This is a genomic window from Streptomyces sp. SID12501 (assembly GCF_010550245.1).
In the GTDB taxonomy this organism is placed as follows: domain Bacteria; phylum Actinomycetota; class Actinomycetes; order Streptomycetales; family Streptomycetaceae; genus Streptomyces.
In genome coordinates, this window is the sequence record NZ_JAAGLU010000725.1 from 1 (window position 1) to 429 (window position 429).

Annotated in this window: 1 protein-coding gene and 1 pseudogene; both read left to right on the forward strand. The window is 67.4% G+C overall.

What is annotated here, in order from left to right; all coding sequences use genetic code 11:
* Positions 1-175, forward strand: a pseudogene (locus G3I71_RS48130) (50S ribosomal protein L24); the annotation flags it as partial.
* Positions 175-429, forward strand: a 255-nt coding sequence (gene rplE / locus G3I71_RS48135; RefSeq protein ID WP_164325285.1) for a 50S ribosomal protein L5, incomplete at its 3' end; no start/stop codon positions are given. The pseudogene G3I71_RS48130 and the gene rplE, both read left to right, overlap by 1 nt.

Genomic DNA, 429 nt, shown 5'->3' on the forward strand with positions numbered 1-429 from the left:
CACCGGTGGCATCGAGACCGTCGAGGCCCCCATCCACATCAGCAACGTGATGCTCGTGGACCCGGAGACCAAGAAGGGCACCCGGGTCGGCTACCGCACCGAGCAGGTCGAGCGGGACGGCCGCACGCGCACCGTGCGCGTCCGCGTCGCCAAGCGCTCCGGTAAGGACATCTGATGACCGAGACCACCATCGAGGCCCCGGCCCTGCCGCGTCTGAAGACGCGCTACGCCGAGGAGATCAAGCCGGCGCTCTTCGAGCAGTTCGGCAACGAGAACATCAACCAGGTCGCGCGGCTGGTCAAGGTCGTCGTCAACATGGGCGTCGGCGAGGCCGCGAAGGACTCCAAGCTCATCGAGGGCGCGATCCGCGACCTGACCCAGATCACGGGTCAGAAGCCGCAGGTCACCAAGGCCCGCAAGTCGATCGCG